This is a genomic window from Rathayibacter sp. VKM Ac-2760 (assembly GCF_009834185.1).
GTDB lineage: Bacteria > Actinomycetota > Actinomycetes > Actinomycetales > Microbacteriaceae > Rathayibacter.
In genome coordinates this window covers 2,552,597-2,578,109 of sequence record NZ_CP047173.1, presented here as the reverse complement: position 1 = coordinate 2,578,109, position 25,513 = coordinate 2,552,597, and the positions used below count along the sequence as shown (strand labels likewise).

The window sequence follows — 25,513 nt, the reverse complement described above, 5'->3', positions numbered from 1 at the left end:
CCATGGACTTCGGAGTCGTCCTCCAGACCAACCCGCCCGCCTCGCGCACCGTCGCGCTCGCCGTCCTCGCCGAGACCTACGGCTTCGACTACGCGTGGACGTTCGACTCGCACCTGCTCTGGCAGGAGCCGTACGTCATCTACTCGCAGATCCTCGAGAAGACGCACCGGATCGTCGTCGGCCCGATGGTGACCAACCCGGCCACCCGCGACTGGACCGTCATCGCCTCGCTGCACGCGACGCTCAACGAGATGTACGGCAACCGCACCGTCTGCGGCATCGGCCGCGGTGACTCCGCCGTCCGCGTCACCGGCGGCGCGCCGACCACGCTGAAGACGCTGCGGGAGTCGATCCACGTCATCCGCGAGCTCGCCAACAGCCGCTCGGTCGAGTACAACGGCTCGACGCTGCAGTTCCCGTGGAGCCGCGGCTCCTCGCTCGAGATGTGGGTCGCCGCCTACGGCCCGCTGGCGCTCAAGCTGGCGGGGGAGACGGGCGACGGTTTCATCCTGCAGCTCGCCGACCTCGACATCGCGCGCTGGATGATCCAGACGGTCAAGGACGCAGCGGCGAACGTGGGCCGCGACCCGGAGTCGCTGCAGTTCTGCGTCGCAGCGCCGATGTACATCGGCACCGACCGCGCGCACATGTACGACCAGTGCCGCTGGTTCGGCGGGATGGTGGGCAACCACGTCGCCGACATCGTCGGCCGTTACGGCTCGAGCGGCGCGGTGCCGCAGGCGCTCACCGACTACATCGCCGGGCGCGAGGGCTACGACTACAACGAGCACGGGCGCGCCGGCAACTCGCACACCGCCTTCGTGCCCGACGAGATCGTCGAGCGCTTCTGCGTCCTCGGCACGGCGGACGAGCACATCGCGAAGCTCACGGCGCTCGCCGAGATCGGCGTCACGCAGTTCGCCGGCTACCTCCAGCACGACAACAAGGAGGAGACGCTGCGCGTGTACGGCGAGCGCGTCATCCCGGCCCTCGGCCCGCACATCGTGGCGAAGGCATGAGGTCGCCGGCCGCGACGCGCGGGGTCCTGCTCGGCGCGGCCGGCCTGCTCCTGCTCGCGGTGCTCTGGGAGGTCTACAAGGCCCTCGGGCCGGAGACCGGCGTCGTCGTCGGCGGCGTCACCGTGCTGCCGCGCACCAGCGCCATCGCGATGCCGCACCTGTGGGAGATCGCCGGTCGGCTCGCGGAGCCGATCACCGGAGCGCGGGGTGCCCCGGCGCTCTGGCTCGCGGTGCTGCAGGCCAGCGCGTTCTCCCTCGGGGTCGCGGCGGTCGGCTGGGTCGTCGGCGTGATCGTCGGGCTCCTGCTCGCGATGCTGATGCAGCGCTTCCGCACGGCCGAGTCCGCGGTGCTGCCGTGGATCGTGCTGAGCCAGACGGTGCCGCTGATCGCGATCGCGCCGCTGGTGCGCCGCTGGGGCTCGCAGCTCGAGATCGGCGCCTTCACCTGGGAGAACTGGATGTCGGTGGCCCTGATCGCGTCCTACCTCGCCTTCTTCCCGGTCTCGATCGGCGCGCTGCGCGGGCTGAACGCACCGGCCGCGCATCAGGTCGAGCTGATGCGGGTCTACGGCGTCGGCTGGTGGCAGACGCTGCTGCGGCTGCGGCTGCCCGCGAGCGTGCCCTACCTGCTGCCGGCGCTGCGGCTCGGCGCCGTCAGCGCCGTGATCGGCGCCGTCGTCGCCGAGGTCTCGATCGGCCTGCGCGGCGGCATCGGCCGCATGATCATCGAGTTCGCCTCCTCCGCCGGGGGCGACCCCGCCAAGCCCTGGGCGCCGATCCTCGGCGCGGTGCTGGTCGGCCTCGCAGCCGCCGGCGCCGTCGCGCTGATCGGCACCGCCCTCCGTCCGTTCCGCAGAGGGGAGCAGCCCGCATGAGCGCTGCCGAACCGGCCGTCGTCGTCGACTCCGTCACGAAGACGTTCAGCACGAAGAAGTCCACGAGCGTCACCGCCCTCGACACCGTCTCGCTCGAGGTGGCCGCGGGCGAGTTCGTCTCGCTGATCGGCCCCTCCGGCTGCGGCAAGTCGACGCTGCTGCGCCTCATCGCCGATCTCGACGAGCCGAGCTCGGGCACGATCTCGGTCTTCGGCAAGACGGCGCGGAAGGCCCGGCTCGATCAGGAGTACGGCATCGCCTTCCAGCAGGCGGGACTGCTGCCGTGGCGCAGCATCCGCGCCAACATCGCGCTGCCGCTCGAGCTGCACGGGGTCGGCGCCGCGGCCCGGCGGGCGCGGGTGGACGAGCTGCTCGCCCTCGTGGGCCTCGGCGACTTCGCCGACTCCTACCCGGACCAGCTCTCCGGCGGCATGCAGCAGCGCGTCGCGATCGCGCGCGCCCTCGCCGAGAGCCCGCGGCTGCTGCTGATGGACGAGCCCTTCGGTGCGCTCGACGAGATGACCCGCGAGCGGATGCAGACCGAGCTGCTGCGCATCCGGAGCGAGACGGGGGCCGCCGTGGTCTTCGTGACGCACTCGATCCCGGAGGCGGTGTTCCTCTCCGACCGCGTCGTGGTGATGTCGCCGCGACCGGGACGGATCCGCGACGTGCTGCGGATCGCGCTGCCCGAGTCCTCCTCGCGGGAGGCCGGGGTCCGCGAGGACGCCGCCTTCTTCGCCGACGTCGGCGCGGTGCGCGAGCTGCTGCACGGCGACGCCGCGGCCGTGCCGCGCGGGGTGGAGAACCGGTGACCAGTCCCGCGCTCGCCCGGGCGGTCGTCGCCCCGCTCGTGCTCGGCGTCGTGGCGCTGCTGCTCTGGCAGGCCGGCGTCACGGCGCTCGACGTGCAGCCCTTCGTGCTGCCGTCGCCGCTCGCGATCGGCGCGGAGTTCGCGCAGAACGCGGGCTCGGTGCTCGCGGGGAGCCGGGTGACGGGCGGCAACGCGCTGATCGGGCTCGTCGTCGGCGCGGTGGTCGCGGTGCTCCTCGCCGGGGCGTCCGCGATGATCCGCGTGGTCGACGGGCTGGCGGCCGCGATCGTCGCCGCGGCGGCCGTCGTGCCGATCGTGGCGCTCGCCCCGGTGCTCTACACGATGTTCGGCGCCAACGTGGAGACGGCCCGCCAGCTCGTCGCGGCGCTCGCCGTCTTCGTGCCGGTGTACGTCAACACGCTGCGGGGGCTCCGCCAGGCGACGCCCGTGCACCGCGATCTGATGCGCGCCTACGCCGCCTCGCCGTGGCAGACGGCGCGCACGATCACCCTGCCCGGGGCGGTGCCGTTCTTCTTCACCGGACTGCGGATCGCCTCCTCGCTCGCCGTGATCTCGGCGCTGGTCGCCGAGTACTTCGGCGGGCCGATCGGCGGGCTCGGCAAGTCGATCACCTCGGCGGCGTCGGGGAGCGACTACGCGCTCGCCTACGCCTACGTGCTCGGGGCCGTGCTCGTCGGCCTCGTCTTCTACTGCGCCACCGCGGGCCTCGAGGCGCTCGCGCTGCGGCGCAGCCGTACGCGCTGAGGCGCGCCCCTCCACTCCCGCCGGCTCGCGCCGGACGGGCTCTTCGGCACCACCCGAACGCACCACCTGCACTCGCACCACTCGCACTCGCACCACTCGCACTCGCTCCACCGCTCCATCCGCACCACGGCACTGACGGCCCGCTCGGGCCGAACCCCGCACCGCACCGCACCAGGAGGAACAGTGAACAGACGCACGCGCATCGCGATGACGACCACGGCGGGACTCGCCGCCGTCGGCCTCGCGCTCACCGGATGCAGCGCATCCGGCGACACCGACACCGGAGCCTCGGGGGACTCCGGGGATCTCACCCCGGTCACCCTGCAGCTCCAGTGGGTCGCCCAGGCCCAGTTCGCCGGCTACTACGCCGCCGTCGACCAGGGCTACTACGAGGACGAGGGCCTCGATGTCACCATCGCCGAGGGCGGCGGCGACATCGTCCCGCAGGACGTCCTCGCCTCCGGCGACGCCGATTACGCGATCTCCTGGGTGCCCAAGGTGCTCGGCTCGATCGAGAACGGCGCGAACATCACCGACGTCGCGCAGATCTTCGAGCGCAGCGCCACCACGCAGATCTCGTTCAAGGACAAGGGCATCACCTCGCCCGCCGACCTCGCCGGCAAGCAGGTCGGCAGCTGGGGCTACGGCAACGAGTGGGAGCTCTTCGCCGGCATGCAGAAGGACGGCGTCGCGCTCAGCGACATCTCGCTCGTGCAGCAGCAGTTCGACATGAACGGCTTCCTCGCGGGCGACATCGACGCGGCGCAGGCGATGACCTATAACGAGTACGCGCAGGTCCTCGAGACGACGAACCCGGACACGGGCGAGCTGTACACGCCGGACGACCTGAACGTGATCAGCTGGAACGACGTCGGCACCGCCATGCTCCAGGACGCGATCTGGGCCGACGCCGACAAGCTCTCCAGCGACGACGCCTACGCCGAGCAGACCGTCGCCTTCATCAAGGCGTCGATCAAGGGCTGGATCTACGCCAAGGACAACCCGCAGGAGGCGGCGGACATCGTCACCGCGGCCGGCTCCACCCTCGGTACCAGCCACCAGCTCTGGATGACCAACGAGGTCAACAAGCTGATCTGGCCCTCCATGAACGGCGTCGGCATGATCGACGAGGCGGCCTGGGACCAGACCGTCGAGATCGCCAAGACGACGGAGAACGAGACCGGCGCGACGATCATCAGCGAGGACCCGCCGGAGACCGCCTACTCGAACGAGTACGTCGAGAAGGCGCTCGCCGAGCTCGCCGACGAGGGCGTCGACACCAGCGGCGCCGACTACGCGCCGATCGAGGTGACCCTGGAGGAGGGCGGCGCCTGACGCCACCCCTCCCACTCCTCAGAAGTTGCGGTAGTCGCCCCCGACTACCGCAACTTCTGCGTGTTCGCCCTCTGCTGCGCCGGGTGCGGGGCTTCGGTGGGATCCGAGTCGGCTCGGCCCGGGCGTGGCGCGGGGGACTAGGCTCGATCCTCGTGACTACTTTCAAGAAGACGCCGTTCACCGTGAACGTGCGCGACATCGTGAACCGCCCGGGGGAGATGCGCGAGCACCGTCTCGACCTCGATGCGCCCGAGGCCTTCGGCGAGGGCATCGTCGCCGTCCGGAAGGGCGCGCCGCTCGATCTCGACGTCCGTCTCGAGTCGGTGCACGAGGGGATCCTGGCCAGCGTGCAGGTCTCCGCGGAGGCCGTCGGCGAGTGCAGCCGATGCCTGACCGACATCTCCCTGCCTGTCGATGTCGAGTTCCAGGAACTTTTCGCGTACTCTTCTGACGAAGCTTTCGACTATGAGGTTCACGACGACCACGTGGATCTTGAACCTCTGGTCAGGGATGCGGTGGTGCTGTCGCTGCCGTTCCAGCCGGTGTGCCGGCCGGATTGTCCGGGCCTCGACCCTGTCACGGGGGAGCGGCTGGCCGAGTCCTCCGTGTCCGAGCCCGAGGCTCAGCGCGACTCCAGGTGGGCCGCGCTCGCCGGGTTGGGCGAGTCGGGGACCGGTGGGGCCGCAGCGCCCGGAGCTTCCGCAGACAGTGCCCACGCAGACCGTGGTGCCGGCGCCGAGCCGCGCACCGAAGACGACCGAATCTGATCAGCCCCGCCTGATCCGACCGAGCTAGAGAAGAGAGAATCATGGCTGTTCCCAAGAGGAAGAAGTCCCGCGCGAACACCCACGCCCGTCGTTCGCAGTGGAAGGCGGAGGTCCCGCCCCTGGTGAAGACCGTCGAGAACGGCAAGACCGTCTACAGCCTCCCGCACCGCGCCAAGGTCGTCGAGGACTCCGCGGGCACCGCGCTGTTCCTCGAGTACAAGGGCCGCAAGGTCGCGAACGTCTGATCCAGTCCCTTCGGCTCCGCGTCGCCCCGCGACACGAGCCGTGCGGTCCATGGTGAACCAGACTTCCGCACCACCCTCCAGCGACGACCGGTCGCGTCTGGAGGCCACGCTCGGCGTGAGCCTCGACGGTGAGCTCTTCGAGCTCGCCCTGACGCACCGGTCGTTCGCTTTCGAGCACGGTGGGCTCCCGCACAACGAGCGCCTAGAGTTCCTCGGCGACTCGATCCTCGGCCAGGCCGTGACCGTGATGCTCTACACCGAGTACCCGGCGCTGAGCGAGGGAGACCTGGCCAAGCGGCGCGCGAGCCTCGTCTCGACCGTCGCGCTGGCCGAGATCGCCCGCGGCATCGGCCTGGGCGAGCACCTCCGCCTCGGCCGTGGCGAGGAGCTGACCGGCGGTCGCGACAAGTCGTCGATCCTCGCGGACACCGTCGAGGCGATCATCGGCGCGGTCTACCTCGGCACGGGGCCGGACGCCGCGCGCGATCTCGTGCTGCGGCTGATCGCGCCGCTCACCGCCGATCCGCTGCGCTTCGGCGTCTCGATGGACCCCAAGACGAGCCTGCAGGAGGCGGCGGCCGAGCGCGGCGCGCCGGCTCCCCGCTACGAGATCGCGGCGACCGGGCCCGACCACAGCAAGGTCTTCGTCGCGACGGTCATCGTCGGCGGTCTCGTCACCGCGCGCGGCGAGGGCACCAGCAAGAAGGCCGCCGAGATGGCGGCCGCGCTGGACGCCTGGACGCGCCTCTCGGCGACGGCTCCCGGCGAGCCGGTCGCTCCCGCCGCTCCGATCGAGGGCTGACCGTGCCCGAGCTGCCCGAGGTCGAGGTGGTGCGGGCAGGTCTCGCTCCCGCCGTCACCGGCTCGCTCGTGACGAGCGTCGAGATCGTCGACGAGCGCTCGCTGAAGCGCCACGTGCATCCGCTCGGCTCGTTCGAGGGGCTCCTGGTCGGGCGGCGGCTGCGCGGCGCCGTGCGGCGCGGCAAGTTCCTCTGGCTGCCGGCCGGTCGCGACGAGGCGCTGCTCGTGCACCTCGGGATGAGCGGGCAGGTGCTGCTGCGGACGGCCGACGCGGCGCTCGCACGGCTGACGCGGATCCGGATCGGCATCGAGCATCCGGAGCACGGCGAGCTGGCGTTGCACTTCGTCGACCAGCGGATCTTCGGCTCGATGGCCATCGACGTGCTCGAGCCGACCGCGGACGGAGCGCCGGGCGGCTACGCCGGCGACGACGCGGCCGACGGTGCCTGGCTGCACGCCGTCCCTTCGCAGGTCGCGCACATCGCCCGCGATCCGCTCGACCCGTTCTTCGATCTCTCCGCCGTCGTCGCCGCGCTGGCCCGCCGGAACAGCGGCATCAAGCGCGCTCTGCTCGATCAGACGCTGGTCAGCGGCATCGGCAACATCTACGCGGACGAGTCGCTCTGGGCTGCCGAGCTGCACCCCGAGACGCCGAGCTCGTCGCTGACCGAGCCGCGGATCCGCCGCCTCTTCGCGGAGGTGCGCTCGGTGCTCGAGCGCGCGCTGGCGGAGGGCGGCACGAGCTTCGACGCCCAGTACGTCAACGTGAACGGCGCGTCCGGCTACTTCTCGCACAGCCTCAACGCCTACGGGCAGACCGGCAAGCCCTGCCCGCGCTGCGGCGAGCCGATCGTGCGGGTGCCGTTCATGAACCGCTCGTCGCACCTCTGCCCGCACTGCCAGCGCGCGCCGCGCTGAGGGGCTCAGGGGCCGAGAATCGGGAAGAACCGAAGAACGTGCGTCCTCGCTCGCCTTCAGCGAGCAGCGGTGACGACCGCCTCGAGTCGCGGTCGAATCGTCTCGGCCATCATGCTGATCTCTCGTTGGGCGATGCCGTTGGCCCGGGCGGACTCCTGCCAGGGCGCCAGCGACTCGGCGATGCGGACCATCCGCTCACGGCCTTCCCTCGCCGAGAGACTGAATCCCTCAGCCAGCGCGATCAGCGCCTCCGCCTCGTCAGGCGGTGCGTCGGCTCCCATGATCGAGGTGGAACGAGCACGCCACGGATCAGGGTTCGGATTCACGTCGAACGCCGGGCTCAGCCTCCACGCGCCGCGCTCAGCGAGGAAGCCGTGATTCCGCAGGTGGTCGTCCGTGTTTCCGAGTGCCACGCTCGCGACGATGCGGTCGAAGAGCTCGTGATGGTCTGCGCGCGGCGAGAAGGAGAGATCGCGGATGGCGTCGGAGAGTTCGGCGTAGTCCCGGTGTTCGCCGTCGGAACCGCTGAGAGCGGTCATCGCGCTGATGTAGCCGATCCGCCGGCCGTCCTCCGTGCGGTCGAACCGGCGCAGGATCAGCACGCTGCGTTCGCCTACGCGGCTGAGTCTCCGGTCGGGCGTTCGAAGACCCGCGCGATCCAGCAGGTCCAGGGCGGTCGATTCCCAGGCCATGACGTCCCATTCGTCGCTTCCATGGGGGAACTTCGCGATCGCCAGCGAGCCGTCCTCGAGGCGTACCGACGCCTTCGGTCGCGCCCCGCCCAGACCGGTCGTCCCCGTGTCGAGAAGCTGCTTGACCGCGCGGCTGGGGTCCTCGTCCGCGGAGACGTCGTCCGCGGCACGCAGGAGCGTCGGCAGGGACAGCAACGGGGGGACCGTCGAGGGCTCCCCGCTGAACGCTGCGCTGCCGGGAAGGCGGTAGCGGAGTGCGCCCTGCCGGGTGTCGTCACTCACGCCGAGAAGGAAGTCGACGTCGTCGAGGCGGCGGGGTGCGCGGTTCTCCTCGCGCGCGCGGATCCGCTCGGCCTTCTCGACGAGGTTGCGTCCCCAGCGGTCGGGGGCGCTGTCGGAGAAGGCACGGACGAGGCCGGTCTGATGTTGCGAGCCGCTCACGAGTGGCAGCGCGGGGTCGATGCTCGTACCTCCGCTTGCGAGGTAGTCGGCGTCGTAGAGGAAGGTCGTGGAGACCTCGCCTCGCGTGCGGGTGAAGTGCGCTCGACCGACCGGCCGGGAGCGGCCGTTCTCGTCGACCAGAACATCCACGGTGGTCATCGGGCGCGTTTCTTCGTCAGACGGCCGGCGCGCAGTCGGCCGATGTCGCTGGCGAGGGGGTCGGTAGCGGCGATGGTCTGATCGAGCACTCCGAGGGCTCGGAGGACCTGAGCGACGCTTCCGAAGCGCACACCGGGGTCACCCGCCTCGATCTTGTGCACTGTCGCGCGAGTGATACCGGCGCGCTCCGCGACCTGCTGAGCGGTCAGGCCCAGCACCATGCGCCAGCCGCGTACGTTCTCACCGAGCTCTGCGAGCTGCGAGTCGATTCGGTAGCCGGGCATCCTGTTCCTCCAACGCTATGGTCGGAATCCTACGCACAACGCCGTGGTGTGCAAAGGAACGTGTGCATAACTGGGGAAAGGAAGGCAGGACCCGGCGAGGTCAGGCCGCGGCCTTCTCCTCCGCGGGGGTCGCGTGCTTCACGTGGGCGATGAGGTGGCCGAGGAGCGAGGCGATCAGGGTGATGGCGGCCGCGATGGCGAGGCCGAGCCAGAGGCCGACGTTGAGTGCCAGGGCGCCGACTCCGGCGCCGGCGGCGATCAGGACGACCGCGGTGGCGCGGCGGAACCAGGGCTGGCCCTTGCCGCCGCCGAGGCGGGAGTCGGCGGCGAGGCCGGTGATGGTCGAGGTGACGACGACGGTGGTGACGTCCTTGACCGCGATGTGGCGGGCGGTCGCGGCCTGGAGGCCCATCGCGAGGCCCAGCACGCCGGTGACGGTCAGGGCGAGGGGCTCGGGGTGCTCGGGGACGACGCCGAGGACGACGGCGAGCACGGCCATCAGCAGGCCGACGACGGTGAAGAGCCAGGAGGAGCGGGTGGTCCAGCCGGCCTTGACCGGGCGCAGGACGCGGCCGCCGATCGCGGCGCCGAGCATGAAGCCGGCGAGGGCGATGATCGGTCCGACGATGGGGAGGTCGTCGGCGCCGGCGAGAGCCATGCCGAGGATGACCACGTTGCCGGTCATGTTGCCGGTGAAGACCCGGTCGAGCCCGAGGTAGCCGACGGCGTCGATGATGCCGGTCGAGAAGGTCAGCGCGAGCATGAGGCCGAGGTGGACGTTGTCGGTGCGCGTGCGCAGGCGTCGGAACACGGGGGTCCTGTCGTCGGAGGGGTGGGCGGGGGCCGCGAGATGCCACTTGTGAGCGCCTCCGCCGGCGTGTCGCGAGCACAAGTGGCATCTCGCGAGAAAGGAGGGGAGGGGGGGAAGGGGGGAGGTGCGACGCCGATTCTGCCAGGGATGCGGCGGGCGCTGGAACACGGGGCGGAAACACGGCGCCGCTACTCTCGAACGGATCGCGGGGCGGACCCGCGCGGAGAGGCGGCGGAGGATGCGGCAGGCGGAGTGGGCGATCCAGCCCGGCGAGGGAGTCCCGGCGGGGGTCGAGTACCTGCCGGCGCGACCCGGCTCGGTGCTCTGGGGGCGGCTGCCCTGCGCGGGCGACACGGCGGTGCTGACGGTCGACTCCGGTGCCGAGATCGTCATCGACACGCTGAGCCACGAGGGGGTGCTGGAGGACCAGGGGCGGGATCCCGCCGCGTTCTTCGGCGCGCACGGCGTCGCTCCGGAGGGCGTGCTGCGCGACGCGATCGAGCTCGCGGCCGCGGGGCCGTTCCGCGACACCGCGGTCGACGGCCCGCACGTGGTGACGGGACCGATCGCGGTGCGCGGTGCGCAGCCCGGCGACCTGCTCCGGATGACGCTGCTCGAGGCCGCGCCGCGGGTGCCCTACGGCGTCATCTCGAACCGGCACGGGCGCGGTGCGCTGCCGGGGGAGTACCCGCTGGCGGCCGGCTTGTTCAGCGCCTTCGCGCGCGTGGAGGAGGGCGCGGACGGCGTCCGGCGCGGGGTGCTGCCGCTCACGCCGGGGAGCGAGCGCTCGGCGCGCTTCGAGCTGCACCCGTTCCTCGGGATCATGGGGGTCGCGGTGGCGGGCGACGAGCGCCCGCACTCCGTCCCGCCGGGGGCGCACGGCGGCAACATCGACATCTCGCTGCTGACGGCGGGGACGAGCGTCTATCTGCCGGTGCAGGTGCCGGGGGCGCTCGCGTACGTCGGCGATCCGCACTTCGCGCAGGGCGACGGCGAGGTCGCGCTGACGGCGATGGAGGCGAGCCTGCGCGTGCGGGTGCGCCTCGAGGTGGTCCCGCGGGCGGAGGCGCTCGCCGCGTTCGGCGAGATCGCGGGTCCGCTCGGGGAGACGGACGAGTTCCTGGTGCCGACCGGCATGGACGAGGACCTCGACGTGGCGGTGCAGAACTGCGTCCGCGCGGCGATCGCGCTGCTGCGGGCGCGCTACGGGATGGATCCGAGCCTCGCCTACGCGTACCTCAGCGCGGCGACCGACTTCAACATCTCCCAGGTCGTCGACCTGGTGAAGGGCGTGCACGCCCGCGTGCGGACGGCGGACTTCGATGACTGAGCCGCACGTGACCGATCCGCACGGCACCGATCCGCGCAGCACCGAGCCGCACAGCGCCGAGCCGCGCATCACGACGCTGGAGGGCGAGCTGCCCGACGGGCTCGTCGACGCGGTGCTCGCCTACGAGGCCGCACTGGCGGCCGACGACGTGCCGGCGCTCGCCGACGCCTTCGTCCGCGAGCCGACGACCCTGCGCGGCGACGCCGCCGGGCTGCTCGTCGGGCACGAGGCGATCACGGGGTTCCGCGGGCGGCGCGGGGGGACGCCGCCGCGACGCCTCGCCGAGCTGCACGTGCGGGCGCTGGGGGCGGACGACGCGCTGGTGGTGACGGTGAACCTGCCGGCGAAGGGCGGCCGAGGGCTCGTGACCCAGCTCTGGTCGCGCGACTCGGGGGACTGGCGGGTGCGGGCCGCCCAGGTGCAGGCGCCGGCGCCCGCACTCGATGTGCGCGTGTGGCGCGCGGTGGGGGCGCCGCTCGTGCCGGCGACCGGCTCCGGAGCGCTCGACGGGCTCGACGTGGCGGTGAAGGACCTCTTCGCGATCGAGGGGCAGCGGATCGGCGCCGGGATCCCGGCGCGGCTCGCGGAGGCTCCGGTGGAGCGGGAGACGGCGCCCGCGGTCGCGATGCTCCTCGACGCCGGCGCGACGGTGCGCGGGATCGCGCAGACCGACGAGTTCGCCTACAGCATCGCGGGGCGCAACTCCGGCTACGGGACGCCGCCGAACCCGGCGGTCCCCGGGGCGATCCCGGGCGGCTCGTCGAGCGGGCCCGCGACGGCGGTCTCGCTCGGGCAGGCGTCGATCGCTCTGGCGACGGACACCGCGGGCTCGATCCGCGTTCCGGCCTCGTACCAGGGGCTCTGGGGGCTGCGCACGACGCACGGTGCGGTGCCGGTGGCGGGGCTGCTGCCGCTCGCGCCGAGCTTCGACACGGTGGGCTGGCTGACGCGGGATCTCGAGACGCTGCGGCGGGTCGCTCGGCTCGCGCTGTCCGGGCTCGCGGAGTCGCCGGCCGGCGGATTCGTCGTCGCCGACGCGCTGCTCGAGCGGGTCGACGCTCCGGTCGCGGCGGCGTTCTCGGCGGTCGTCGAGGGGCTGGGAGCCGAGAGGGTGGACGTGCCGCCGGTGGCGGAGATGTTCGAGGCGTTCCGGCTGGTGCAGGCGGCGGAGGCGTGGGTGTCGGACGGCGCGTGGGTCGCGGCGCATCCGGGAGTGCTGGCGCCGGACGTGCAGGCGCGGTTCGACGCGGCGGCGCGGATCGACGCGGCGACGGAGGCGGCGGCGCGGGAGCGGGTGGCGGAGTACCGGGAGCGGCTCGACGCGGTGCTCGGCGGGCGAGTGCTGCTCGTGCCGTCGGCGTCGTCGGTCGCGCCCGCGCTGGACGCGTCGGCCGAGGTGATCGATGCCGCGCGGACGGCGACGCTCGGGCTGACCTGCCTCGCGGGGATCGGCGGGTATCCGGCGCTGTCGGTGCCGCGGCTGAGCGTGGAGGGCGAGCCGGTGGGGCTGTGCCTGGTCGGGCCGCGGGGGGCGGATCTGGCGCTGCTGGAGCTGGCGGCGGCGCTCGGGTAGGCGGGTCTCGATACGCCCGCTGCGCGGGCTACTCGACCAGCAGGGTCGCGCCGCCGAAACACCGGCGAAACGTCTGTTGCAGTAGGCTCGCTTACTGAAACAGGTTTTTCTCTGCACGTCCGTCTGCGAAGAAAGTGGCACCCATGACGACCGCGCCCGCGATCTCGACGTTCCTCCCCATCGATCCGCCCCCGCGCCTGCTGATGGGCCCCGGCCCGATCAACGCGGATCCGCGGGTGCTCCGCGCGATGTCGGCGCAGCTGGTCGGCCAGTACGACCCGTTCATGACCGCGACGATGACCGAGACGCAGGAGCTGTACCGCCGCGTCTTCGCCACCGCGAACGAGAAGACGATGCTCGTCGACGGCACCAGCCGCGCCGGCATCGAGGCCGCGCTCGTGTCGATGCTCGAGCCGGGCGACCGCGTGCTGGTGCCCGTGTTCGGCCGCTTCGGTCACCTCCTCCGCGAGATCGCCGAGCGCTGCGGTGCCGAGGTGCACGTGATCGAGGCGGAGTGGGGCCAGGTCTTCCCGGTCTCGGTCATCACCGAGGCGATCGAGCGGGTGCGGCCGAAGCTGCTCGCCGTCGTGCACGGCGACACCTCGACGACCATGGCGCAGCCGCTCGAGGAGCTCGGCGCCGTCTGCGAGAAGCACGGTGTGCTGTTCTACACCGACGTCACCGCCTCGCTCGCCGGCAACGCCTTCGCCGCGGACGAGCTCGGACTCGACGCCGTCTCGGCCGGGTTGCAGAAGTGCCTCGGCGGGCCGTCCGGCTCGGCTCCCGTCACCTTCTCCGAGCGCGCCGTCGCCGTGATCGAGGCCCGCAAGAGCATCGAGGCCGGGATCCGCGACGAGGGCGACGCGGTCAGCGCGCACCCCGTGCGCTCCAACTACTTCGACCTCGGCATGGTCTTCGACTACTGGGGCCCGCGCCGGCTCAACCACCACACCGAGGCCACGACGATGCTCTACGGCGCGCGCGAGTGCGCCCGGCTGATCGTCGAGGAGGGTCTCGACACCGCCGTCGCCCGCCACGCGCTGCACGGCGCGGCGATGCTCGCCGGCGTGCAGGGGCTGGGCCTGCGCGTCTTCGGCGACCTGGCGCACAAGATGAACAACGTCGTCGCGGTGCACATCCCGGACGGCGTGAACGGCGACGCCGTCCGCGGCGCGATGCTGGAGGACTTCGGCATCGAGATCGGCACCTCCTTCGGCCCGCTGCACGGCAAGGTGTGGCGGATCGGGACGATGGGCTACAACGCCCGCCAGGACACGGTGCTGACCACCCTCGCAGCGCTCGAGGCCGTGCTGCGGCGCGCGGGCGCGACCGTCGCCCCGGGCGGCGGCGTGGCTGGCGCGTACGGCGTGTACGACTCCGCGGCGGGAGGTGCCGCATGACCGGCACCGACGCGACCGGCACCGACGCGACCGGCGCCGTCGAGGCCGCCGCGATCCTCGCGCGCTGCGACGAGCTCGCGGCCGTCTCGAGCACGCGCGGTGCGATCGAGCGGGTCTACCTCTCGCCCGAGCACGCCCGCGTCAACGCGATGGCGGCGCGCTGGATGGAGGACGCGGGCATGCGCACGTGGCAGGACGCGGCGGGCAACCAGTGCGGCCGGTACGAGGGCGCGACCCCCGGGCTGCCGGCGCTGCTGCTCGGCTCGCACCTGGACACCGTGCCGAACGCGGGACGCTACGACGGCATCCTGGGCGTGCTGCTCGCCATCGCTGTCGTCGCGCGGCTGGACGCGGCCGGGGTCCGGCTGCCGTTCGCGGTCGAGGTCGTCGCGTTCGGCGACGAGGAGGGCACCCGCTTCGGCACGGCCCTGCTCGGCTCCCGCGCGCTCGCCGGCACCTGGGACGAGCACTGGTGGGAGCTGGCGGACGCCGACGGAACCACCCTCGTCGAGGCGTTCCACGAGTTCGGCCTCGACCCCTCGCGCATCTCGACCGCAGCGCGCGACGCGGCCGACGTGCTCGCCTACCTCGAGACGCACATCGAGCAGGGCCCGTACCTGGAGGAGGCCGACCGCGCGCTCGGCGTCGTCTCCTCGATCGCGGGCGCCCGCCGCTTCGCCCTCACCCTCACCGGCAAGGCCGGTCACGCCGGCGGCGTGCCGTTCGACCGCCGTCGCGACGCGCTGACCGGCGCGGCCGAGGCGGTCCTGGCCGTCGAGCGCATCGCCCGGGAGCACGGCGCGATCGCCACCGTCGGCCGCCTCGAGGCGTTCCCCGGCGCGGTCAACGTGATCCCCGGCCGCGTCGAGTTCAGCCTCGATCTGCGGGCCGAGTTCGACGACGTCCGCGACACCGTCTGGAGCGAGATCGAGCACGCGATGTCGGAGTCGGCGCGCCGCCGCCGGCTCGCGCTGACCGTCGAGGAGACCCACTCCGCTCCCGCCGTCGTCGCCGCCGACTGGCTGCAGGACGTCGTCCGCACGGGCATCCGCGCGACCGGGGACGAGCAGCCGATGGTGCTGTTCTCCAAGGCCGGGCACGACGCGATGGCCGTCGCCGACCTCACCGAGTACGCGATGCTCTTCATCCGCTGCGAGGGCGGTGTCAGCCACCACCCGGAGGAGAGCGTGACCGAGGCCGACGTCGCGGTGGCGCTCGACGCCTTCGAGGCCGCGGTGCACGCGTTCGCCGAGGCCAAGGCGGGCCGGATGTGACCGGCGCCGAGGCGGCGGTCGTGGGGCGCAGCACCGGCGCCGAGGCGCCGAGCATCGGGCACCGGATCGACGCCGGCTACGCCTCGCTGTCGCGCCAGGAGCAGCGCGCGGCCGATTTCATCCTGGACCACCTCGGCGACCTCGCGATCTACTCCGCCACCGAGCTCGCCCAGCACAGCGGGGTGTCGAAGGCGACCGTGTCGCGGCTCTTCCGCCGCCTCGGCTTCTCGAACTCGCAGGAGGTGCGCGAGCACGCCCGGGCGCTCCGCCGCGAGGGCGTGCCCGTCGGGCCGGCGTCGATCGGCGCCCCCGCCGATGCGCTCGCCGCGCACCTCGAGAGCGAGCACGCAAACCTGCGCCGCCTCGCCGCGACCTTCGCCGACGGCCGGCTGGAGGAGTCGGTGCGCCTGCTCTCGGCAGCGCGGGAGGTCGTCGTGATCGGCCTGCGCAACAGCTACCCCGTCGCCCTGCACCTGCGCCAGCAGCTCGCGCAGGCGCGGGCGCGCGTGCGCGTGGCGCCGCAGCCCGGGCAGTCGCTCGGCGAGGAGATCGCCGGGCTCGGCTCCGAGGACGCGGTGGTGCTCGTGGGCTTCCGCCGCCGGCCCGCTGCCTTCACCGCGGTGGTCGACGTGCTCGCGGCCCGCGGGGTGCCCGTGGTGCTGCTCGCCGATCCGCAGGCGCGGCGCTTCGCCGACCGCTGCGCCGTCTGGCTGGAGTGCCCGGTGGACAGCGAGGCCGCCTTCGACAGCTACGCCGCGGCGATGAGCGCCGCCGCGGTGCTGGCCTCGGGCGTGCTCGGCGCCGTGCCGCGCGAGTCGCGCGAGCGCATCGCGGGGATCAGCACCCTCTATGCGGAGCTCGCCGAACTGGAGGACCGTCCGTGAGCGCCGAGGACGCCGAGCTCATCCGCGCCCACGCCCGGCACCCGGTCGGGCGGGCGGAGGCGTCGGCGGAGCCGGTGCTCGGCCGCGCGGCGCTGCTCACGCCGACCTGCGGCGACCGGATCGAGGTCCGCGTCGCGGGGGACGCGGACGCCGTCGCGATCGGCTGGAGCGGGCGGGGCTGCGAGGTCTCGCAGGGGTCCGCGTCGCTGCTGGCGGACGAGCTCGACGGCCAGGACGCTGCGGCGGTGCGGCGGCGGCTGACCGTGTTCCTCGCGGCGATGGCGGAGCACGGTCCGGCGGGTCGTGGACGGCCCGCGGCGGACACCGAGCCGCTCGGCGACGAGTCGGCACTGCTGCTGGTCGCCGCCAACCCGGTCCGCTCGGTCTGCGCCACGCTGGCCTGGCGCGCGCTGCGCGACGCCCTCGACGAGAGCGGTCTCGGATGACCGCCTCAGCCGGGTCCGTCGCGGTCCGCCCCCGAGAAGAGATCGCCGCACTCGATCCCGAGCGCGCCGTGCGCCGCCAGGTAGTCGCGAGCGCCCGAGTCGCCGGTGAGCGTCGCGGCCAGAGGTGCCCAGTGCGCGGCGCCCAGGAGCACCGGATGACCGGGCCGACCGCCGTAGGTCGCTCGCGCGAGCGCCGCCGGTCCCGCCGGAGTCTCGCGGAGGAGGCGAGCGCCGACCGCCGCGGGCTCGTCGGGCAGGTCGACGAGCGTCACCAGGGCCGCGTCGCCCTGGGCCGCCCGCAGTCCCGCGCGCAACGACGCCGAGACTCCATCGGCCCAGTCGTCCGCGACGACCGCGTCCGTCCCGACCGGCAGCAGGGGGCGCGCCTCGGCTGCTCCGGCGCCGAGCACCACGAGGATCCGTGCGCAGCCCGCGTCCTCCAGCCGGGCCACCGCGCGCTGCAGCCAGCTCACGCCCTCGGCGTCGCGCCGCAGGGCCTTCGGTCCGCCCGCCCGGCGGCCGGCCCCCGCGGCCAGCACGAGGCCGGCCACCTCCGGCCGCGCGGGATCCGGTCCGGTCGCGCCGTGCTCCACCGCGCCCTGCTCCACCGCGCCATGCCCCACCACGTCCATCCGTTCATCGTGGCGCACCACCGCGCCGACGAGGAGACCCCATGACCGACTCCACCACCCTCCGCGAGGCGCTCCTCGCCTGCCTCGCCTCGCCGCGCTGGGTCGACGCCGTCGCCGCCGGCGCGCCCTACCCGACGGTCGACGCCCTCGCGGCAGCGGCCGACGAGCACGCGCGCTCGCTGAGCTCCGACGAGGTGGAGGCGGCGCTCGCCGACCACCCGCGGATCGGCGAGCGGCACGCGGGTGCCGGCCGATCCTCCGCCTTCTCCGCCGCCGAGCAGGCGGCCAGCCTCTCGCCCGACGAGGCGCTGGCCGAGCGGCTGCTGGCCGGGAACCGCGCCTACGAGGAGCGCTTCGGCCGGGTCTTCCTGATCCGCGCCGCCGGCCGCGACCGCGCCGCGATCGTCGCCGAGCTGGAGCGCCGCCTCGCCCTCGACGACGACAGCGAGCGCGCGATCGTCGCCGACCAGCTGCGCGAGATCGCGGTGCTGCGGGTGCGCGCGCTCGGGCCCGAGACCGGCGCCGTGGCGGAGGCGGCCCGATGAGCGCGCACCGCAGCCACGTCACCACGCACGTGCTCGACGCCGTGCTCGGGCGGCCGGCGCGCGACGTGCCGGTCGCGCTCGAGGGGCGCGGCGCCTCCGGGTGGGAGCCGATCGCGACGGCGCGGACCGACGACGACGGCCGCGTCGCGGAGTTCGGCCCGGCCGCGCTGCCCGCGGGGATCTACCGCGTCGTCTTCGACACCGCTGAGTACTTCGAGCGCTCGGGCACCGCGTCGTTCTACCCCGAGGTCGTCGTCGCGTTCCGCCTCGAGGACACGGCGGCGCACTTCCACATCCCGCTGCTGCTCAGCCCGTTCGCCTACTCGACCTACCGCGGGAGCTGAGCGTGCAGCTCCGGGAGCTCCTCGACGCACCACTGCGCATCCGCGCGCTGCACACGACGGAGGAGGCGCTCGCCCGCGAGGTGAACTGGACGTTCACCACCGACCTGCTCGATCCCCGCCGCTACCTCGCGCGCGACCAGCTCGTGCTGACCGGGATGATGTGGCGGCGCACGGCGGAGGACAGCGAGACCTTCGTGGAGGCGGTCGCCTCCTCCGGTGCCGTCGCGCTGCTCGCGGGGGAGGGACTCTACGGCTTCGTGCCCGACGACCTCGTCGCCGCCTGCCGACGGCACGGGGTGGCGCTGTTCGCGGTGCCCGCCGACGTCTCGTTCGCCTCGATCACCGCGCACCTCTCCAACGCGCTCGCCGGCGACCGGGTCGCCCGGCTGACCGCCGGACTCGCGCGGCAGCGGCAGCTGCTCACCGAGGTGTACCGCGGGCAGCTGCTCGACGAGCTGATCGCGCGCACCTCGACCGAGCTCGGGCGGCCCGTGCACGTGCTGACCGCGACCGGCCGCTCGGCCGCCGCCGTCGCGGAGCCGCTCGGCGCCGACGAGGTCGACCGCGTCGTGCACGCCGCGCTCACCGCGCGCCGCACGCCGGTGACCGTGCCGGATGCGCACGGCGGTGTGCTCTCGATCCTGGCCGTCGCCGGGGCGGAGGAGCACCGGGCCGCCTCGTGGTTCGTCGTCGTCGCCGGCGACTGGAACGAGTGGCACCCCTCGCTGCTCGACGCGATCACCGAGCTGACCGGTGTGGTCGGGCTCTACCGGCTGCAGCGCGAGGCGGCGCTGCTCGCCGACGCGGCCCTCGCGGACCGGCTGATCGAGCTGATCGAGGAGGACAGCGAGCAGCCGGAGACCGCCGTCTACCTGCGCCAGCTGGGGCTGGGCGGCGCCGCGCGGTTCGCGGTGCTGGCGGCGGAGATCGACGACGGCGACGGCTCCGGCGACGGCTCCGGTGACGACGCGGCCCTCGCGGGCCCGCTGCTCACGGACGCCGTCTCGCACCTCGGCCGCGCCGTGGTGGGGCACGACGCCGACGGCGGCTCGGTCGCGCTCGTGCCGGTGGAGGAGGAGGACGCGCTCGCCGTCGTCACCGCCGCGCTGCATCGCACGGGTGCCGCGCTCGACGGCTCGGTGCTGCGGGTGGGTGTCAGCGCGCCGAGCCCGCTCGCGGCCCTCGGCGGGGCGCTGCGCTCGGCCCGCTACGCGCTGCGGCTGCCCTCGACGCCGGGCGACGCCTCGCCCGTGCGGATCGGCACGGCCGGCGCAGTGACGTCGGCGGTGCAGCTGCTGACCGCCGTCCCCGACCACCTCCGCGCGGTGTTCGTCGAGCTCGTGCTCGGCCGGCTGCTGGAGCACGACGCCCGCTACAACTCGCAGCTCGTGGCCACGCTCTCGGCGTTCCTCGACTGCGGCGGCTCGTGGGTGCGCGCGGCCGAGCAGACCCACCTGCACCTCAACACGGTCCGCTACCGCATCGCGCGGGTGGAGGAGCTGACGCAGCGCGACCTCTCCAACACCTCGGACCGCGCCGACCTGTTCCTGGCGCTGCGGCTGCGCTGACGCGAGGATCCGCGTCGGATCCACGCCGGTCAGAACGGTGCCGGCACGTCGACGAACCGCGGTCCCGGTGGCGAGTCCGGCGGTCGCCCGGGCAGTGGCGGTGGTCGGCTGCTGATCCGGCGACCGGTGGGAGTCGTCCAGACGGTCGCCCCGTCGCCGTCCTTCTCGTAGCTCCATTGGTCCCCGTGCCGCACGTGGTGATGCGAGGTGCACAGCGACACCAGGTTCTCGAGTGAGGTCTCGCCGCCGTTGCGCCATTCGCCCGTGTGATCGGCCTCGCTGGTCGATGCGCTGCGGGTGCAGCCGGGGAACCGGCAGGTCTGGTCCCGCAGCTGGAGATGGAGGCGCATCTGCGGCGGGGGCACGCGCCAGGTCCTTCCGACGGAGACGACCGCCCCGGTGTCCGGGTCGGTGAGAACCCGGGTGAAGGAAGCGCCGGTGCGGATGAGCTCGCGGGCGATCTCCGCGGGCACGGGTCCGTAGCCGTCGAGATCGGCCGTGGCGTCGTCCAGGCCGACGGCGGTGGACGCGCGAGCGTCAGCCGCACCTCGGCGCGGAGGCCGGGGACGAAGGTCGGGTCCTCGCGGTGCTCGGGGTCCGGAGTCGTGCCGGTGATGTCGCCGTCGCAGAGGAGATCGACCGCGGCATCGGCGCTGAGCTGCTGGAGCGTGCGTAGGTCGCCCTCGTCGCGGAGGGTGCGGGCGATGCGGCGCAGCCGGTCGTAGGCGCCGGTCACTGCCGGTGCGGGAGCGTGCAGGCAGAGGGTCGCCATTCCATCGACTTCGGGCGTGACCCAGACGGCGCGGTCTTCGCGGGCGCGAGCGTGCCGCTCGGCGAGCGGCTGCTCGTGCAGCTCCTCGCGCCAGCGGCTCAGGGCGCGCCGCAACTGCGCAGTGGTCATCGTCAACGCCTCGTCGGCCGCGCGCTCGTCGAGTGCCGTGCGGGACTCTTCGGGGAGGCTGCTCGCGGTCCGGCAGATCGCCTCGCCGACCTCCCACAGGATCTTCGCGTCGCGAAGCAGCACGCGGGTGAGGGGGAGGTGCTCCATCAGCATCTGCGCGATCTCGAGGCGGCGGGACACCTCCCGCTCCGACTGGCTGTACGCCACCGCGAGCTCGGCGCGGACGGAGCGCTCGACGAGGTCGCGGGTCTCGCTGCGGGATGCGCCGCGGGCGAAAGCCTCGGGGATGGTCAGCGCGAGCCGGTAGCCGCGGTGCAGGCGTTCCGCGGCCCGGAGGCGCGTGGGGGAGGTGGAGCGCTCGTCGGCGGCGGAGTCGTCGAAGCAGTCGCGCACCTCCGCGAGTGCTGCCGCATCCTCATCTTCTTTCATACGGGTATTCAAGCAGGGGCCACCGACACCGGAGCGGCGTCCTGGGCAGTTGGGTGACAGCGCGGTCGGATGACGGGCTGGGGAGGAGGCTCGCTTCCGGAAGACCGGACGAGGTGGGTCTCGATACGCCGCCGGAGGCGGCTGCTCGACCAGCAAAGACGCCGCCGGAGGCGGCTGCTCGACCAGCGGACACGCCGCCGGAGGCGGCTGCTCGACCAGCAGGGGGCGGCCGCCGCCCGACCGCTCCTACTCGGGGGCGAGCACCCGGCGGCCCCGCACGTGCACCGCCGCGATCGGGGGCTCGCGCAGCCCGAGCAGCAGCGCGAAGAGCAGCTGCGCCGTCGCCTCCTCCGCGTCGTCGGCGCGGATGCCGCGCGCGAGCACCTCCGCGAGCGGCTCCCAGCGATCGGGCTCGATGCGGAGGAAGTCCGCGTCCTTGCCGACGTCGAGGTTGCCGAAGCGGTCCTCCATGTCGAGCGCCCGAGCGCCCGCGAGCGTCGCGGTGAAGAGCAGCTGGGCCGGGTGCAGCGCGATCGACGCGTCGCCCGCCTCCGACAGGTGCACCTTGAACGCGTCGTTCGCGACCCGCGCGAGCAGCCACTCGTCACCGGCGCCGATGTCGCTGCCGAGCGCGATGGTCACCCCCGCGGCCGCGGTGCGGCGCCACGGCATGGTGCCCGAGCCGAGGAACTGCTGCGAGGTGGGGCAGTGCGCGATCGAGGTGCCGGTCTCGGCCATCCGGTGCAGCTCCGCGTCCTGGCAGTGCACGGCGTGCGCGAGGATCGTCCGCCGGCCCAGCAGCGAGGAGCCCCCGCGGGCCGAGCCGGGCAGGAAGAGCCCGTCGTAGGTGTCGAGGTAGCTGCGGGTGCCGAAGCCGGCCAGGACCGCCGCGATCTCGCCGTCGCCGGGCCGGTCGTTCTCGTTGAGGTGGCTGTGCACGTAGACGCCGCGGTCGCGGACCCCCTCGTAGAGCTCGCCGAGGGCCGCGAGCGTGGTCGGCGTCACCGAGAGCGAGAAGCGCGGGACGAGCGCGACCTGCAGCAGCGCCGTCGCCGGGTCTCCCGTGTCGACCGCGTGCCAGCGCTCGATCTCCTCGGCGGCCAGCCGGATCGCCTCGTCCTCGCCGGTCAGCAGCGCGGCGGCCGAGGGCGGCCCGACGGTCTGCAGTCCGCGACCCGACACCGTCCGCAGTCCCGCCTCGCGACTGCGCTCGAACAGCGCGTCCTGGGCGTGCGGGAACGCCGAGCCGAAGACCATCGCCGCGGTGGTGCCGGCGCTCACCCGGCGCCGGGTGAAGGCGCGCGCGATCAGGGCGGCGAACTCCTCGTCCGCGAGGCGCGACTCCGCCGGGAAGATCGCCGTGTCGAGCCACTCCAGCAGCTGCCCGCCGCCGAACGCGTCGGTCGAGAAGGTCTGCGGGTAGTGCAGGTGGGTGTCGACGAATCCGGGCAGGAGGAAGCAGGACGCGTCGCCGGTCACCGGCCAGTCCGCGTAGTCGCGCGGGAGGGCGGCGTGCGGCCCGACCCAGAGGATCGTCCCGGCGTCGCCGACGACGAGCGCGCCGTCCGGGATCGAGACGAGCGCCTCCGCCGCCGTCTCGACGACGGGCCGGCCGGCCACGTGCAGGACGTGGCCGCGGTGCACGCCCCGCGGGCCTGTGCTCACACCAGTCCCGAGTAAGCGCGCCAGGCCGGCCCTGCGTCCGGCGCGTCGTCGCGGGTGACGGTCGCCTGGATCAGCCCGTAGGGGCGGTCGGCCGCGTGGTAGACCTCGTTGTCGTTCTCGACGCCGAACGGCGAGAGGTCGTAGAGGAAGTGGTGCTTGTTCGGCGCGGAGAGCCGCATCTCGACGATCTGCGGGTACTCCTCCAGCACCGCCTTGCCCATCTCGAAGAGGGTCTGCTGCAGGGCGAGCGAGTGCACGGTCGCGAAGCGGCTGATCATCAGCGCCTTCACGCCGGAGTAGACGGCCTCCCAGTCCGCGGCCGCGATCTCGTCCTCGGTCAGAGCGAAGCGCCACTTCGCCACCAGCGAGGTCGCCATCACCCGGTCCTCGGTGGGCTGGAGCACGGTGTAGGGGTCGGTGAGGAAGCCGTGGAACTCGGAGCCGGTGGACTTGAGGACCGTCAGATCCTTGAAGCCGCCGGTGATCCAGACCTGCTGCGCGTCGCCGGTGCCCTCGACGGTGACGGAGGCGGTGCGCACCTCCTGGCCCTTCCGGACCCAGGTGTGGTCGTGCTCCTCGCCGTCGGCGAGCACCCGCTCCCAGGCGAACTCCTCGATCTCGATGCGCGCGCCGTGCACGGGGGCGTAGCCGTCGACGAAGTGCCGGGCCAGCTCGAGGCCGTACGCCTCGATCGAGCGCAGCCCCTTCTCCTTCGCGAACGAGTACGCCGTCTGCTTCTGGGTGTCCGTGGGCAGCACCGCGGACTGGTCGCCGGTCAGGTGCGCGGCCTCGAAGTCGCCGCGCAGGGCGGTCGAGACGTTGACGTCGTGGATCTCGTGCCGCGGGCTGTCGCGGTAGATCCGCACGACGCGGTTCTCGGCCTTCCCGTACTGGTGGTCTCCGAGGATGATCGACATGTCCGCTCCTGTTCGGCTTCGGTGGTTCGTGGGGCTCCGCGGGGGTCCGCGGTCGCGCGGCCGGGCGGTGCCCGTCTGCCAGGATGCCGCGCGCGGCGATCCCCTCGCACCGGCGGAGCGCTCAGCGTCCGGTGCCCGCGGGTCCCGAGTCTTGTGCGATCCGCCCGGAACCGCGGCCGGAATCGCGGGAGTTCACACGGCCGAAACGTGACCGGAACACGCGGACCCGGCCCCGTCGCTCCGGAACGGCCGCCCGCGAGCGGTCAGGGCCGCTCGAGCAGGCGGCCGACCGGAGCCCCGGTCCCGCCCGTGACCCGCACTCCGCCGACCCAGGTCGCCGCGACGGCACCCCGGAGCACGCGGCCGTCGTACGCGGAGACCTTGTTCTTGTGCGCCAGCGCGTCCACGTCGACCGGCGACGCGGCCTCCGGATCGAACGCGACCAGGTCGGCGTCCGCGCCCGCGCGCAGCAGGCCCTTCTGCCCCAGCCCGGCGAACGCGGCGGTCGCCGTCGACATCCAGGCGACGACCTGCTCCAGCGGGATCCCGCGCTCGCGGGCCCCCGTCCAGACCGCGCGTAAGCTCAGCTGGAGCCCGGAGATGCCGCCCCAGGCGAGGCCGAAGTCGCCGTCGTGCGCGAACTTGAGCGCGGCGGTCGCGGGGGAGTGGTCCGAGGCGATCAGGTCGATCGTGCCGTCGAGCAGGCCCTTCCAGAGCAGCTCGCGGTTCTGCTCGTCCCGGATCGGCGGGCAGCACTTGAACTGCGTGCCGCCGTCGGGGATCGTCTCCGCGTCGAAGGTGAGGTAGTGCGGGCAGGTCTCCGCGGTGATCCGCAGCCCCTCGGCCTTGGCCTCGCGCAGCAGCGGCAGCGCCTCGGCGGAGGAGAGGTGAAGGATGTGCGCGCGACCGCCGGTCTCGCGGACGGCCTGGATCACGGTCGCGATGGCCGAGCGCTCCGAGGCCGGCGGCCGCGAGTCGACGAAGGCGTCGTAGGAGGTGCCGCCGCTGTTCGCGCTCGCCTCGAGCTCGGCCGGGTCCTCCGCGTGCACGATCAGCAGGCCGTCGAACGCGGCGATCTCGGCCATCGCGGCGAAGAGCTGCTCGGTGCTGAGGTGCGGGAACTCGTCGACGCCGCTCGGCGAGAGGAAGCACTTGAAGCCGAACACGCCGGCGTCGTGCAGCTCGCGGAGGGTGCCCAGGTTCTCCGGGATCGCCCCGCCCCAGAAGCCGACGTCGACGAGGGCCTGCGGACCGGCCGCCGCCTTCTTCGCCTCGAGCCCGGCCACGGTCGTCGTCGGCGGGATCGAGTTGAGCGGCATGTCGATGATCGTGGTGACCCCGCCGGCGGCGGCCGCGCGGGTGGCGGAGGCGAAGCCCTCCCACTCCGTGCGCCCGGGCTCGTTGACGTGCACATGGGTGTCGACGATGCCGGGCAGCAGCACCTGGCCGGCGGGGAGGACGACCTCCTCGAGCGTCTTCCACGGGGCGTCGACGTCGCCGACGGCGACGATCAGCCCGCCGGAGACGGCGACGCTGGCGGGGTGCGTCCCGTTCTCGGTGAGGACGGCGGAGGAGCGGATCACGAGGTCGAGCGAGGGGGAGTCGTCGGGCATGGGTTCGACCATATACTCGGCATGTTTCCCGCGTGTGAGCGCCCGCCGGCCGCCCCACGCCCCCGGCAC

At 73.3% G+C, this 25,513-nt stretch carries 27 protein-coding genes; 19 read left to right on the top strand and 8 right to left on the bottom strand.

Annotated features, from left to right (window positions below; translation table 11 throughout):
- Positions 1–2: 2 nt before the first annotated feature.
- The 9 genes from GSU72_RS11690 to mutM all read left to right on the top strand — a co-directional run bounded on the left by GSU72_RS11690 (position 3) and on the right by mutM (position 7,536).
- Positions 3–1,019: a TIGR03842 family LLM class F420-dependent oxidoreductase gene (locus GSU72_RS11690; protein WP_159985160.1), complete on the top strand. Its 1,017-nt coding sequence runs from the start codon at positions 3–5 to the stop codon at positions 1,017–1,019.
- Positions 1,016–1,894: an ABC transporter permease subunit gene (locus GSU72_RS11685; protein WP_159985159.1), complete on the top strand. Its 879-nt coding sequence runs from the start codon at positions 1,016–1,018 to the stop codon at positions 1,892–1,894. The genes GSU72_RS11690 and GSU72_RS11685 overlap by 4 nt, the downstream gene beginning before the upstream one ends.
- On the top strand, positions 1,891–2,706 hold the full coding sequence (locus GSU72_RS11680) for an ABC transporter ATP-binding protein (RefSeq protein ID WP_159985158.1): 816 nt from the start codon (positions 1,891–1,893) through the stop codon (positions 2,704–2,706). Before GSU72_RS11685 ends, GSU72_RS11680 begins: the two co-directional genes overlap by 4 nt.
- Positions 2,703–3,470, top strand: coding sequence for an ABC transporter permease subunit (locus GSU72_RS11675; protein ID WP_159985157.1), 768 nt, complete (start codon positions 2,703–2,705; stop codon positions 3,468–3,470). Before GSU72_RS11680 ends, GSU72_RS11675 begins: the two co-directional genes overlap by 4 nt.
- A gap of 207 nt (positions 3,471–3,677) precedes the next feature.
- On the top strand, positions 3,678–4,805 hold the full coding sequence (locus tag GSU72_RS11670; protein WP_159986792.1) for an ABC transporter substrate-binding protein: 1,128 nt from the start codon (positions 3,678–3,680) through the stop codon (positions 4,803–4,805).
- Positions 4,806–5,023: 218 nt separating this feature from the next.
- The gene (locus GSU72_RS11665; RefSeq protein WP_159986791.1) at positions 5,024–5,572 is read left to right on the top strand and encodes a YceD family protein; all 549 of its coding nucleotides are present in this window, start codon (positions 5,024–5,026) and stop codon (positions 5,570–5,572) included.
- 41 nt (positions 5,573–5,613) lie between these two features.
- The gene (gene rpmF / locus GSU72_RS11660; protein WP_123445680.1) at positions 5,614–5,817 is read left to right on the top strand and encodes a 50S ribosomal protein L32; all 204 of its coding nucleotides are present in this window, start codon (positions 5,614–5,616) and stop codon (positions 5,815–5,817) included.
- 49 nt (positions 5,818–5,866) lie between these two features.
- The gene (rnc, locus tag GSU72_RS11655) at positions 5,867–6,619 is read left to right on the top strand and encodes a ribonuclease III (protein ID WP_159985156.1); all 753 of its coding nucleotides are present in this window, start codon (positions 5,867–5,869) and stop codon (positions 6,617–6,619) included.
- A gap of 2 nt (positions 6,620–6,621) precedes the next feature.
- Positions 6,622–7,536 carry a bifunctional DNA-formamidopyrimidine glycosylase/DNA-(apurinic or apyrimidinic site) lyase gene (gene mutM / locus GSU72_RS11650; RefSeq protein WP_159985155.1) on the top strand — a complete coding sequence of 305 codons (915 nt, stop codon included), beginning with the start codon at positions 6,622–6,624 and terminating at the stop codon, positions 7,534–7,536.
- Between the two features lie 56 nt (positions 7,537–7,592).
- Here mutM and GSU72_RS11645 read toward each other — a convergent pair whose 3' ends face one another.
- The 3 genes from GSU72_RS11645 to GSU72_RS11635 form a co-directional block, all read right to left on the bottom strand.
- Positions 7,593–8,828 (bottom strand): type II toxin-antitoxin system HipA family toxin, encoded by a 1,236-nt coding sequence (locus tag GSU72_RS11645; RefSeq protein ID WP_159985154.1) that lies wholly within the window; start codon positions 8,826–8,828, stop codon positions 7,593–7,595.
- On the bottom strand, positions 8,825–9,112 hold the full coding sequence (locus GSU72_RS11640; protein WP_123735501.1) for a helix-turn-helix transcriptional regulator: 288 nt from the start codon (positions 9,110–9,112) through the stop codon (positions 8,825–8,827). Before GSU72_RS11640 ends, GSU72_RS11645 begins: the two co-directional genes overlap by 4 nt.
- 100 nt (positions 9,113–9,212) lie before the next feature.
- On the bottom strand, positions 9,213–9,923 hold the full coding sequence (locus tag GSU72_RS11635; RefSeq protein WP_311316352.1) for a YoaK family protein: 711 nt from the start codon (positions 9,921–9,923) through the stop codon (positions 9,213–9,215).
- A 238-nt stretch (positions 9,924–10,161) separates the two neighbouring features.
- Here GSU72_RS11635 and GSU72_RS11630 point away from each other — a divergent pair, with 238 nt between their 5' ends.
- From GSU72_RS11630 to GSU72_RS11605, 6 genes are all read left to right on the top strand, one after another.
- Positions 10,162–11,253, top strand: coding sequence for an acetamidase/formamidase family protein (locus tag GSU72_RS11630; protein ID WP_159985153.1), 1,092 nt, complete (start codon positions 10,162–10,164; stop codon positions 11,251–11,253).
- Positions 11,246–12,826, top strand: a complete 1,581-nt coding sequence (locus GSU72_RS11625) for an AtzH-like domain-containing protein (RefSeq protein WP_159985152.1) — start codon at positions 11,246–11,248, stop codon at positions 12,824–12,826. The genes GSU72_RS11630 and GSU72_RS11625 overlap by 8 nt, the downstream gene beginning before the upstream one ends.
- Positions 12,827–12,969: 143 nt before the next feature.
- Positions 12,970–14,226, top strand: a complete 1,257-nt coding sequence (locus GSU72_RS11620) for an alanine--glyoxylate aminotransferase family protein (protein WP_244255777.1) — start codon at positions 12,970–12,972, stop codon at positions 14,224–14,226.
- Positions 14,223–15,500, top strand: coding sequence for an allantoate amidohydrolase (locus GSU72_RS11615; protein WP_159985151.1), 1,278 nt, complete (start codon positions 14,223–14,225; stop codon positions 15,498–15,500). The genes GSU72_RS11620 and GSU72_RS11615 overlap by 4 nt, the downstream gene beginning before the upstream one ends.
- Before the next feature lie 20 nt (positions 15,501–15,520).
- On the top strand, positions 15,521–16,384 hold the full coding sequence (locus tag GSU72_RS11610; RefSeq protein ID WP_159985150.1) for a MurR/RpiR family transcriptional regulator: 864 nt from the start codon (positions 15,521–15,523) through the stop codon (positions 16,382–16,384).
- Complete coding sequence (locus GSU72_RS11605) at positions 16,381–16,830, top strand: iron-sulfur cluster assembly scaffold protein (protein WP_159985149.1); 450 nt, start codon at positions 16,381–16,383, stop codon at positions 16,828–16,830. Before GSU72_RS11610 ends, GSU72_RS11605 begins: the two co-directional genes overlap by 4 nt.
- 5 nt (positions 16,831–16,835) lie before the next feature.
- Here the strand turns inward: GSU72_RS11605 and GSU72_RS11600 are convergent, their stop codons facing one another.
- Positions 16,836–17,456 (bottom strand): NTP transferase domain-containing protein, encoded by a 621-nt coding sequence (locus tag GSU72_RS11600; protein WP_244255776.1) that lies wholly within the window; start codon positions 17,454–17,456, stop codon positions 16,836–16,838.
- 47 nt (positions 17,457–17,503) lie between these two features.
- Here GSU72_RS11600 and uraD point away from each other — a divergent pair, with 47 nt between their 5' ends.
- Genes uraD through GSU72_RS11585 form a run of 3 tightly spaced genes read left to right on the top strand, consistent with a single transcriptional unit; the run spans position 17,504 to position 19,919 of the window.
- Positions 17,504–18,007, top strand: coding sequence for a 2-oxo-4-hydroxy-4-carboxy-5-ureidoimidazoline decarboxylase (gene uraD, locus GSU72_RS11595; RefSeq protein ID WP_159985147.1), 504 nt, complete (start codon positions 17,504–17,506; stop codon positions 18,005–18,007).
- Positions 18,004–18,351, top strand: a complete 348-nt coding sequence (gene uraH / locus GSU72_RS11590; RefSeq protein WP_159985146.1) for a hydroxyisourate hydrolase — start codon at positions 18,004–18,006, stop codon at positions 18,349–18,351. The genes uraD and uraH overlap by 4 nt, the downstream gene beginning before the upstream one ends.
- Before the next feature lie 2 nt (positions 18,352–18,353).
- A complete protein-coding gene (locus tag GSU72_RS11585; protein WP_159985145.1) occupies positions 18,354–19,919 on the top strand; it encodes a helix-turn-helix domain-containing protein in 1,566 nt (521 codons plus the stop codon).
- A 29-nt stretch (positions 19,920–19,948) separates the two neighbouring features.
- Here the strand turns inward: GSU72_RS11585 and GSU72_RS21600 are convergent, their stop codons facing one another.
- A complete protein-coding gene (locus GSU72_RS21600; RefSeq protein WP_244255775.1) occupies positions 19,949–20,392 on the bottom strand; it encodes an HNH endonuclease signature motif containing protein in 444 nt (147 codons plus the stop codon).
- 278 nt (positions 20,393–20,670) lie between these two features.
- Here GSU72_RS21600 and GSU72_RS21595 point away from each other — a divergent pair, with 278 nt between their 5' ends.
- Positions 20,671–21,306 (top strand): hypothetical protein, encoded by a 636-nt coding sequence (locus GSU72_RS21595; RefSeq protein ID WP_244255774.1) that lies wholly within the window; start codon positions 20,671–20,673, stop codon positions 21,304–21,306.
- Positions 21,307–21,495: 189 nt separating this feature from the next.
- Here GSU72_RS21595 and GSU72_RS11575 read toward each other — a convergent pair whose 3' ends face one another.
- The 3 genes from GSU72_RS11575 to allB form a co-directional block, all read right to left on the bottom strand.
- Positions 21,496–22,914, bottom strand: a complete 1,419-nt coding sequence (locus GSU72_RS11575; RefSeq protein WP_244255773.1) for an amidohydrolase family protein — start codon at positions 22,912–22,914, stop codon at positions 21,496–21,498.
- The gene (gene pucL, locus GSU72_RS11570; protein ID WP_159985143.1) at positions 22,911–23,831 is read right to left on the bottom strand and encodes a factor-independent urate hydroxylase; all 921 of its coding nucleotides are present in this window, start codon (positions 23,829–23,831) and stop codon (positions 22,911–22,913) included. The genes GSU72_RS11575 and pucL overlap by 4 nt, the downstream gene beginning before the upstream one ends.
- Positions 23,832–24,094: 263 nt before the next feature.
- Positions 24,095–25,444: an allantoinase AllB gene (gene allB / locus GSU72_RS11565; protein ID WP_159985142.1), complete on the bottom strand. Its 1,350-nt coding sequence runs from the start codon at positions 25,442–25,444 to the stop codon at positions 24,095–24,097.
- Between the last annotated feature and the right edge of the window lie 69 nt (positions 25,445–25,513).

Bases quoted from the DNA above. Each gene is read 5' to 3' on its own strand.
- rnc (WP_159985156.1), top strand. From the start codon at position 5,867: ATGGTGAACCAGACTTCCGCACCACCCTCCAGCGACGACCGGTCGCGT.
- GSU72_RS11680 (WP_159985158.1), top strand. From the start codon at position 1,891: ATGAGCGCTGCCGAACCGGCCGTCGTCGTCGACTCCGTCACGAAGACG.
- GSU72_RS11615 (WP_159985151.1), top strand. From the start codon at position 14,223: ATGACCGGCACCGACGCGACCGGCACCGACGCGACCGGCGCCGTCGAG.
- GSU72_RS11625 (WP_159985152.1), top strand. From the start codon at position 11,246: ATGACTGAGCCGCACGTGACCGATCCGCACGGCACCGATCCGCGCAGC.
- pucL (WP_159985143.1), bottom strand. From the start codon at position 23,831: ATGTCGATCATCCTCGGAGACCACCAGTACGGGAAGGCCGAGAACCGC.
- GSU72_RS11620 (WP_244255777.1), top strand. From the start codon at position 12,970: ATGACGACCGCGCCCGCGATCTCGACGTTCCTCCCCATCGATCCGCCC.
- allB (WP_159985142.1), bottom strand. From the start codon at position 25,444: ATGCCCGACGACTCCCCCTCGCTCGACCTCGTGATCCGCTCCTCCGCC.
- GSU72_RS11645 (WP_159985154.1), bottom strand. From the start codon at position 8,828: ATGACCACCGTGGATGTTCTGGTCGACGAGAACGGCCGCTCCCGGCCG.
- GSU72_RS11690 (WP_159985160.1), top strand. From the start codon at position 3: ATGGACTTCGGAGTCGTCCTCCAGACCAACCCGCCCGCCTCGCGCACC.
- GSU72_RS11685 (WP_159985159.1), top strand. From the start codon at position 1,016: ATGAGGTCGCCGGCCGCGACGCGCGGGGTCCTGCTCGGCGCGGCCGGC.
- GSU72_RS11640 (WP_123735501.1), bottom strand. From the start codon at position 9,112: ATGCCCGGCTACCGAATCGACTCGCAGCTCGCAGAGCTCGGTGAGAAC.
- uraD (WP_159985147.1), top strand. From the start codon at position 17,504: ATGACCGACTCCACCACCCTCCGCGAGGCGCTCCTCGCCTGCCTCGCC.
- uraH (WP_159985146.1), top strand. From the start codon at position 18,004: ATGAGCGCGCACCGCAGCCACGTCACCACGCACGTGCTCGACGCCGTG.
- GSU72_RS11670 (WP_159986792.1), top strand. From the start codon at position 3,678: ATGACGACCACGGCGGGACTCGCCGCCGTCGGCCTCGCGCTCACCGGA.
- GSU72_RS11665 (WP_159986791.1), top strand. From the start codon at position 5,024: ATGCGCGAGCACCGTCTCGACCTCGATGCGCCCGAGGCCTTCGGCGAG.
- rpmF (WP_123445680.1), top strand. From the start codon at position 5,614: ATGGCTGTTCCCAAGAGGAAGAAGTCCCGCGCGAACACCCACGCCCGT.
- GSU72_RS11630 (WP_159985153.1), top strand. From the start codon at position 10,162: ATGCGGCAGGCGGAGTGGGCGATCCAGCCCGGCGAGGGAGTCCCGGCG.